Source organism: Alteromonas sp. MmMcT2-5, from assembly GCF_022348315.1.
Lineage (GTDB): Bacteria > Pseudomonadota > Gammaproteobacteria > Enterobacterales > Alteromonadaceae > Alteromonas > Alteromonas macleodii.
In genome coordinates, this window is sequence record NZ_JAKRFB010000135.1 from 1 (window position 1) to 1,089 (window position 1,089).

Annotated in this window: 1 protein-coding gene; it reads left to right on the top strand. The window is 45.6% G+C overall.

Annotated features, from left to right (window positions below; translation table 11 throughout):
- Positions 1 to 105: 105 nt before the first annotated feature.
- Positions 106 to 1,053: an IS30 family transposase gene (locus tag MHN09_RS21290; protein WP_041155238.1), complete on the top strand. Its 948-nt coding sequence runs from the start codon at positions 106 to 108 to the stop codon at positions 1,051 to 1,053.
- The last annotated feature ends 36 nt before the right edge of the window (positions 1,054 to 1,089 follow it).

The window sequence follows — 1,089 nt, forward strand, 5'->3', positions numbered from 1 at the left end:
CCCGATTTCAGATAATAAGTGCGACATTCATGGAAAGGTGTAGAAGAGGAGGCCAACTGCTAAAAGTGGTACGCTCTTCTCGTCAAAGAAACAAGCAGTACTACCATGAATTATCAGCAGTTGACCGAGGGCAGAAGATATCAGATTTCGGCTCTTTTGGAACGGGGAATTTCGGTTTCTGAAATAGCTAAAACTGTTCAGTGCCATCGCTCTACGGTATACCGGGAGCTTAAACGCGGCCGCAAGGGCAGACATTATTGTCCTAACGAAGCCCAGATGTTATCAATCAAAAAACGCACATCAGCGCGTAAATACCGTATACCACAGGAGCGTGTTGATTTTATCCGCTTGCTTTTAGAAGCGGATTGGAGCCCAGAGCAAATTTCCAGTGTATTAACGAAAGTCGGTGCCGCTGTCAGCCATGAGTGGATCTACCGATTTGTTGCACAGGATAAACGCTTGGGTGGCAAGCTATATCGCCATTTGAGACAAGGACACAAGCGGTATCGTCGCGGTAAAAAAGAAAAAGCGCCCGCTATCAAGAATGCCGTTTCTATCGATGTTCGGCCAAGCATCGTTGACAGTAAGGAGCGATTTGGTGATTGGGAAATCGACACTGTCTTAGGCAAACACGGCACTGGGGCTATGGTGACTATTTTGGAGCGTAAAACACGATTTTACGTGGTAAAAAAAGTGCCATCTAAGTCAGCAGATGATGTCACCAAAGCAACCATAGAGCTACTCATGCCTTATAAGGAGCATGTGCATACCATCACGGCAGATAACGGGAGAGAGTTTGCAGGTCATGAAACCATCGCAAAGGAGTTGGAAGCTGATGTGTATTTTGCCCACCCTTATAGCTCTTGGGAGCGTGGAGCCAATGAGAATGCTAACGGCCTTTTAAGGCAATATGTGAAAAAAGGAACCGATCTAACAACAGTAACGGATAGCGATATTGAATTCGCTCTATCGCGAATAAATTATCGACCAAGAAAGTGTTTAGGCTTCAAGCAGCCAGCGATTGTATTTAAAGAAATGGCATTGGCTGCTTGATATTGACGAGTGTCGCACTTCGCAGTTGAATTCGGG

Excerpts from the sequence above, each read along its gene's own strand:
- MHN09_RS21290 (WP_041155238.1), top strand. The coding sequence starts at position 106 with ATGAATTATCAGCAGTTGACCGAGGGCAGAAGATATCAGATTTCGGCT.